Raw genomic sequence first — 6,418 nt, 5'->3', positions numbered from 1 at the left:
GGTAGCAGACCCTATGGGGCCCGGTCCTCGTTGTCACGTTGATGCATTGCATTGGCGGTATGTCGATTGTTGCGTTGATTGTTACGGTGTTGTTCCCATTACTCACCGTGTAGCTGGTCGGCGGGTTTAGCCAAACCCAGGCGCCGCTATATGCCGTGGTGCCGTTTACCTTCTCCCAAATCAAGTTGAGGGGTGGTCCTTCGATTGCTATTTCCTCGGCGAATGTCTCGTTACTGTTGAGGTACTGGTAAGTGCATTGCACAACCTCTGGGAGTTGTGTTATGTTCCTGTTTGGTGGCCATGTCAATAGGTTGCATTGGTGGTTTGGGTTCACGCTTAGCCACAGCAGTGTGGCGTTGTTGATTTGTGGGTATGCGAATTGGTCTATGACCCCGACTGACGGCGTGAAGCCAATGAACCAGGAGACTGGTTGGGGCACGGGGTAGCAAGCCCTTGGTCCGCAAATCATTGTTTGATTGACTAGGTTACCGCTCACGAGGTATGGGTAGTTGCTTTGTAGCAGTAGGAATCCCCTTACTGTCATGTTTGCCGGTAGGTCGTGCTCAATAGTGGATAGCGTCTGGTTTATCGAGTTTATTAACTGGGCTTCTTGGTTTAGCCCCAGTGTTGAGGCTGCCAGGGCTGTGAAGAACATTATGGCTAGGGTTAGGAGTAGTATTGCGGTGCCGGCTGGCCTCGTCCTCTCTGGAATGATGAGTGCAAGGGCTATGCCCAGGATCGTTGGTGTAATTGCCCACGAGAACCAAGCGAGCCATGCTATTGTGTGGAATATGGCTAGTAGTACCTGTGAGGCGTGGTTTATCGACTCGACAATCGCGTCTATTGGGTCCAGTGTCCAGCCCAAATTCATCAACACTCCCATGTACTGCTGTGGTATGCTGGCTAGCCCGAATGAGCTAATCAACTCGATTATGTTTAAGGCAGTCATCGCACCAGCATCAATGAGCATCACCTTCGACGACCACCAGTAGACTGAGGCCCACTTGTTTTCGGCGCCCTCGGCATACCTCTGCAGCAACTGGTATGTTGCCACATCACCGAAGCCTGGTACTAAGTGGGATAGGACGAAGGGTAGGGCGTAGGCGAAGATTACGGCTGAGCCCGCAAAGACCAACCTACGGATTTCTAACCCGCCCTTGATTATGCCGTAGATTATTACCAACAAAGCCTCTATTGCTACGAAGGTTTGGATTAGTCCTGGGTTTATTTGAATCATCAAACCACCCTGAACCCGAGGGGCATTAGGGCGTCGTTTATGTACCTGCCGGCTATGCACCCGCCGTAGCTCCAGAACGGCTTTCCCCTACCGAGCTCCTTGATTTCCAGTATGCCTACCTGGACTGGTAGTGTTGATATTGGTACTTGCATGTCTAGTATGTCCTTAACCCTAATCATGTTGTCCATCATAGGCTTCCTATAGAGCTTCACTAAGTTGGGAGCCTTCCCAAGCCTCATGACTACCAAGCCAAAGCCGCTGTTGACTAGGTGGTCAACCATCTCAACAGCCTCATCAGGAGGCCAGAGGAAGAGGCGATCCCAACAATACTCCCTATGCACCCTAGCCTTAACCAATACGTCACTTTGGTTAACCACCGTCAAAGCCTTCCTCGGTAGACCAAGTGGTGGGTTCTCGCTTGCTACCAAAGCCCTACCCCTCATTATCAAGGCAACCTCGCCCAAGCCCAGCAACGCCCTCTCGCTCCCTATCTTACCGAGGTCTAGCCCGCATACGAAGATTGGTCTCTTCCTAATCAGCCCAGTCCTCATCTGTAGGCAGTTGAGCATCGGGTAATCATTTAGTGCCTTTTAAGGGGGCCTGGATATTGGTTTGATGGTTTATGTGTGGTGAGAGAGTTGGTAAAAATGGAGTGCCCACTTACTGTAACTACTGTGATAAGTGGGAGAAGGCTATTTTGTTGGAGCTCGCGGGGCTGAATGTTGATTGGGATGCTGTTAGGGGGATGCTTGAGAGTGGTAAGTTGGTTGCCGTTGCTGGTGATCCCCCGTGTGTCAGGGACTTTATCGATGGAGTATCACGCCTATGCGGTAGTTACAAATACATAGCGCAATCCCCACATATACTGCTCGGCTTGGTTAGGAAGTGCAGGGAGGCTAGTGCTGCTTTGGGTGTTTCTAATAAGGCGTGGAGTAGTACGTATTTCATTATCACCTTCAAACTACCTCAGGGAGTGTTTAGGTGCTATGTCGAATTGCAGTATGACCTTGATGAGGTTCTAAGGCTCATAGGGATGATGTCCTTGGTACATAGAAGCATTACCATAATTAAGCCCGAAATAGTCGATGATGTGATAAGTAGGATTAGGGGTGGGTTGGGAGTGGGGAGTGGCTTCTTGTCGATGGTGTGTCGTCATGCGTATTCGAGCTCGTTATTGCATCGGTGAGGCTCTGCAACGAAGCATCCATTGTGTATTTGAAACAGCCATCCACAGTGGTGGCGCTGGTGAGAAAGTGCCCAGCGTTCTTCGAGGAGCTAAGCAGGAGGGAGGCTGCGGATAGACTTACTGAGGAGGGGTTTAGACGCTTAAAGGCAGTTGAGTATGCGGAGGCGCATGTAGATGAGGAGGGGAGGGAACTGTGTGAGGGCGTTTTGGTAGGGTTATTAATGCTTACTACGATAGTTTAATCAGCGGTATTCATTGTTTGGGTAATGACTTTTATGCGGATTTTATGGGTTTAAAGGGACGTGTTTAGATCGATGGTTGAGGTGTTTGTTGAGGGTCAGTGGGGTTTCCTAGATGTTAGGGGTCGCCAGGTTATTGATGTTGGGGCGTTTAATGGTGATTCTGTCATCTACTTCGTAACTAGGGGAGCTGGTCGTGTAATTGCCGTTGAACCACACCCAAAGGCGTATATGGAGATGCTTAAGAATCTAGAATTGAACAACTTTTTGGGCAGGATTATTCCGGTCAATATCGCTCTGGGTAAGGGTGATTATGTAGAACTACCCGTTGATGTATCTCTTGATTACGTTATCGATAAAATATATGAGGGGTTGTTTAATAGGCGGAGCATGACCGTGAAGATTAGGTCGATTACACTCAATGAATTTGAACCTTACTGATGCCGAGCCTGATGTTCTTAAGCTTGATTGTGAAGGTTGCGAGTATGATATAATCGAGCATGACTATGAAACATTGAGATTGTTTAGAGAGTTAGGTATCGAGTACCACCCATACTTAAGGGGTAAGGAGTTAGGGGATCACCTTAGGTATTTATCTAGAGATTTTAGGTGTGGTGTCGTGAATTATTTAAAAAGTAGAGCAATCATACACTGCATACGTGATTTAGGAAAATAAAATTATATTGTTATCATAGGTAATACTTTAAATTTTGTTATTTCTTGGTTCTTTAATGACTGTTGTTGTCGGCTTTAACTGGCCTGTTGAGCATGATCATGCTGTTGGTGTTATTGTTGATGGTAAACTTGTCTTTGCGAGTGAGGAGGAGAGGTGGACGAGGCACAAAACACTCGGTAAGGGAACCGCCAATAAACGCCCTGAGGCAAGCCTTCCTCTTCCTGAAGAGGAAGTATGGTATAAGGCCAAAGGATGTTGATGCATATGCAATTAATTGGGAGCCTAAACTCATGACATATACTATGAGGTTTAAGTTCACAGCAGACACTTTTGCGGGGTTAATCAATCGTATAAGGTTTGATGTACTTAATAAGAATAATCCTATAAGTATGGGTCTTGCAGCTTTAGGTCTTGGTTTTACGATTTTACGTGGTGATTTTCTTGAGCTTGCTCGTAGGTTTGTTAGTTTTGTGGCTCACTCTATTGGTGAGGATGTTCCTGAGGACATTAGGATAATCCCCGTCCCTCACCACCTTGCCCATGCGGCTTCGGCCTACTACTTCAGTGGTTTCAATAATGCAGCCGTCCTCACTGTCGATGGCACTGGTGAGTTCGAAGCCCACTGTCGTGTGGAAAGTGAGGAGTGGTGAGTTTGAGAAGGTGGCCTCAATACCCACAGTCTATGGCTCACTCGGCGCTCTATATGAAAATATTTGTGCGAAGATTGGTTATGACTATCTCGAGGGTCCTGGTAAGGTTATGGGCCTTGCGCCTTATGGTAAGGCAAGCAAGTACTATGAGAAGCTTAAGTCGTTCATAAAATTCGACGATAAGGATTACCCATTTAGGTTCGTTGTTCCTGGTAGGTGGAGGGTTAAAAACGCACTTTCTTATTATAGTAAGCCTTACTATTTTATTGCTGATTCTGTTTATCCTGGTGGTAGGGTTCCTTGGGATCCTCGTGGTGATCTTCATCCTGATGCTGTTGGTTTGGCCTGGGCTGTTCAGGCTGTTACTGAGGAAACAATGCTCCACCTAGCCAGGTGGGCTAGGGAGAATGTTGGTGAGGGTAATTTGGGTCTTGCTGGTGGTGTTGCTCTTAATGCTAAGGCTAACATGGTTATTCATTATGCCAAGTTGTTCAACGACATGTTCATATTCCCAGCAGCAAACGATGCCGGAACACCAATCGGTGCTGCTGCCTACGTCTACGAGCATGTTCTCGGTGGAAAAATGAAGAGGCAGAGGCTTAGGACTGTCTACCTCGGTCCTGAGTATGGTGATGATGAGGTTAGGAAGGTTGTTGAGAGGGGTGGTTGGAACGCTAAGTATGTTGGTGATGATGTTAATGAGGTTGTTGATTTAATAGTCAAGGGTTTTGTTGTTGCTTGGTTCCAGGGTAGGGCTGAGCTTGGGCCAAGGGCTCTCGGTAACCGCTCAATCATTGCTGACCCTAGGAGGAGGGATATGTGGGGTGTTGTGAATAGGATTAAGGGTCGTGAGTGGTGGAGACCACTCGCACCATCACTCCTAGAGGAGGATGCGAGCAAGTACTTCATAGAACCAGTCCCTCACCAATTCATGATTTTGATGTACAAGTACAAGCCGGAAATGTGCGAGGTAGTGCCGGCAGTATGCCACGTTGACCAAACAGCAAGACCACAAACAGTAAACAAGGAAGAGAACAGGACTTGGTATGAGTTAATAAAGGCATTCAAGGACGAGACGGGAGAAGGAATAATCCTAAACACGAGCTTCAACCTAGCCGGAGAACCACTTGTTGAGACGCCAACAGACGCAATAAGAAGCTACGCACTCGGCGGCTTCAAAGCAATATACATACAAGGATACCTAATACAGAAGTAGCCCATGTCTTACGACAAGTGCAATATAAAGGGTAATAAGGACCTCGGAATAATGCACTGCATTAAGAGATAATTAGCATTCATTGCGTTTCTGGTTACTTTAACATGGTCCCAAGAACCATGATTCGTCTTGTGTACCACGTGTTGTGGTGTTTTGGAGTACTCACTGAGTGCCCTCACTGAGACTACTCATTTGCTGAGTGAGCACCAGCCAGTGCTTTCGCCTCATTTCCACACTATTCTCCAGTGGGGCTCGTTTTCATACAGCTTCTTCCTGGCCTCGCCCTGCTTATAGAGTAACTCGGCACTATCCCAGATATCAAAGGCAATCGTCACATCCTTGCCTGGATACGGTCTCTCCAACCTACCAATCCTCTGAAGCGCCCTGGTCTTGCTCTTACCACCCAAAGCCACAATTAGAGACCTAGGGTGGTGGGTGTAAACCCTCATCAGCCGGTGTTGTAGCCACCAACACTTCCGCGTTACCATCCCTAACCGCGTTTAAATATAGTCTCACGCTCGCCACCCTTAACCACGCCCGTAACCAACGCCACCTCATCCCACTTGACACGTGCTATCTCGTGCAACGCCTCGGCATGCTTCACGAGACTGGTTAGAACCAGGACGGGCTTAGAGCTTGTTCTATAAGCTCCATAATAAACCCATTCCCTCACTGCTAGGCACTTCCTAACACTGGCAAAAGCCCTGGTAGCATTACCCCCATACCCTAGGTGGTTGTTGCCTAGTGCTGTGGTTCGTGTGCTGGGTGGGAGGTGTTGTTCCTAGTGTTGTAGTGCGTTTATTGCGTCTTTCGTGGTTTTTCTTAGCTCGTTCTCGTCACCATTTACTTCCTCGAATTCGTCTAGGTCTGTGTTGTATGTTGCTGTGCCGTGCCTTGTGTAAACCCTTACTCTATGCGTGAGTAGTTTTAGTGCTTTTTCGTAATTGAGCCTTGTTGTGTCGATTGCGTGGTTTGGTGTTATTCCGAAGCTTGCGGAGTCAGGATTTTCCTTAACCCAGGTACTTGATTATTTGTATGCCTACGTTGTAGATAACAATGGTGAGCTTCCTCAGGTCATCCTCTATCCTACCCAATCTCTCCTCAATCTTACCTAGTCGGTACATTAGACTAATGACAATGCCTAGTATGGTTACCAGGAGCCCAATGGTGTAGTAGTCCATGCCCTAAGTAATACACCAATCCATTACTTAAAA

11 protein-coding genes and 1 pseudogene are annotated in these 6,418 nt (G+C 47.5%); 7 read left to right on the top strand and 5 right to left on the bottom strand.

What is annotated here, in order from left to right; translation table 11 throughout:
- A pseudogene (locus tag B7L70_RS11670) lies at positions 1–1,237 on the bottom strand (hypothetical protein); the annotation flags it as partial.
- The gene (locus B7L70_RS11665; RefSeq protein WP_143701647.1) at positions 1,237–1,788 is read right to left on the bottom strand and encodes a hypothetical protein; all 552 of its coding nucleotides are present in this window, start codon (positions 1,786–1,788) and stop codon (positions 1,237–1,239) included. The gene B7L70_RS11665 and the pseudogene B7L70_RS11670, both read right to left, overlap by 1 nt.
- Positions 1,789–1,859: 71 nt before the next feature.
- Here B7L70_RS11665 and B7L70_RS11660 point away from each other — a divergent pair, with 71 nt between their 5' ends.
- Genes B7L70_RS11660 through B7L70_RS14200 form a run of 7 tightly spaced genes read left to right on the top strand, consistent with a single transcriptional unit; the run spans position 1,860 to position 5,204 of the window.
- Positions 1,860–2,423 carry a hypothetical protein gene (locus B7L70_RS11660; RefSeq protein ID WP_081228341.1) on the top strand — a complete coding sequence of 188 codons (564 nt, stop codon included), beginning with the start codon at positions 1,860–1,862 and terminating at the stop codon, positions 2,421–2,423.
- Between the two features lie 59 nt (positions 2,424–2,482).
- Complete coding sequence (locus B7L70_RS11655; protein ID WP_143701646.1) at positions 2,483–2,665, top strand: hypothetical protein; 183 nt, start codon at positions 2,483–2,485, stop codon at positions 2,663–2,665.
- A 60-nt stretch (positions 2,666–2,725) separates the two neighbouring features.
- Positions 2,726–3,103: an FkbM family methyltransferase gene (locus tag B7L70_RS11650; RefSeq protein ID WP_162009177.1), complete on the top strand. Its 378-nt coding sequence runs from the start codon at positions 2,726–2,728 to the stop codon at positions 3,101–3,103.
- Complete coding sequence (locus tag B7L70_RS11645; RefSeq protein ID WP_081228338.1) at positions 3,084–3,338, top strand: FkbM family methyltransferase; 255 nt, start codon at positions 3,084–3,086, stop codon at positions 3,336–3,338. The genes B7L70_RS11650 and B7L70_RS11645 overlap by 20 nt, the downstream gene beginning before the upstream one ends.
- 55 nt (positions 3,339–3,393) lie before the next feature.
- A complete protein-coding gene (locus tag B7L70_RS13990) occupies positions 3,394–3,597 on the top strand; it encodes a hypothetical protein (protein ID WP_238376233.1) in 204 nt (67 codons plus the stop codon).
- Positions 3,530–3,988: a carbamoyltransferase N-terminal domain-containing protein gene (locus B7L70_RS14205; RefSeq protein WP_255408868.1), complete on the top strand. Its 459-nt coding sequence runs from the start codon at positions 3,530–3,532 to the stop codon at positions 3,986–3,988. The genes B7L70_RS13990 and B7L70_RS14205 overlap by 68 nt, the downstream gene beginning before the upstream one ends.
- Positions 3,975–5,204, top strand: coding sequence for a carbamoyltransferase C-terminal domain-containing protein (locus B7L70_RS14200; RefSeq protein ID WP_162009176.1), 1,230 nt, complete (start codon positions 3,975–3,977; stop codon positions 5,202–5,204). Before B7L70_RS14205 ends, B7L70_RS14200 begins: the two co-directional genes overlap by 14 nt.
- A gap of 224 nt (positions 5,205–5,428) precedes the next feature.
- Here the strand turns inward: B7L70_RS14200 and B7L70_RS11630 are convergent, their stop codons facing one another.
- From B7L70_RS11630 to B7L70_RS13620, 3 genes are all read right to left on the bottom strand, one after another.
- Entirely contained in the window at positions 5,429–5,653 is a 225-nt protein-coding gene (locus tag B7L70_RS11630) for a hypothetical protein (RefSeq protein ID WP_143701645.1), read from the bottom strand.
- A 41-nt stretch (positions 5,654–5,694) separates the two neighbouring features.
- Positions 5,695–5,877: a hypothetical protein gene (locus tag B7L70_RS11625; protein WP_081228335.1), complete on the bottom strand. Its 183-nt coding sequence runs from the start codon at positions 5,875–5,877 to the stop codon at positions 5,695–5,697.
- 337 nt (positions 5,878–6,214) lie between these two features.
- Positions 6,215–6,385, bottom strand: a complete 171-nt coding sequence (locus tag B7L70_RS13620; RefSeq protein WP_162009175.1) for a hypothetical protein — start codon at positions 6,383–6,385, stop codon at positions 6,215–6,217.
- Between the last annotated feature and the right edge of the window lie 33 nt (positions 6,386–6,418).

The organism is Vulcanisaeta sp. EB80, from assembly GCF_002078205.2.
This window is presented reverse-complemented; position numbering and strand designations above follow the sequence as displayed.

Coding starts and splice junctions, on each gene's coding strand:
- B7L70_RS11665 (WP_143701647.1), bottom strand. CDS start 1,788: ATGAGGACTGGGCTGATTAGGAAGAGACCAATCTTCGTATGCGGGCTA.
- B7L70_RS11660 (WP_081228341.1), top strand. CDS start 1,860: ATGTGTGGTGAGAGAGTTGGTAAAAATGGAGTGCCCACTTACTGTAAC.
- B7L70_RS11645 (WP_081228338.1), top strand. CDS start 3,084: ATGAATTTGAACCTTACTGATGCCGAGCCTGATGTTCTTAAGCTTGAT.
- B7L70_RS13990 (WP_238376233.1), top strand. CDS start 3,394: ATGACTGTTGTTGTCGGCTTTAACTGGCCTGTTGAGCATGATCATGCT.
- B7L70_RS11630 (WP_143701645.1), bottom strand. CDS start 5,653: ATGAGGGTTTACACCCACCACCCTAGGTCTCTAATTGTGGCTTTGGGT.
- B7L70_RS13620 (WP_162009175.1), bottom strand. CDS start 6,385: ATGGACTACTACACCATTGGGCTCCTGGTAACCATACTAGGCATTGTC.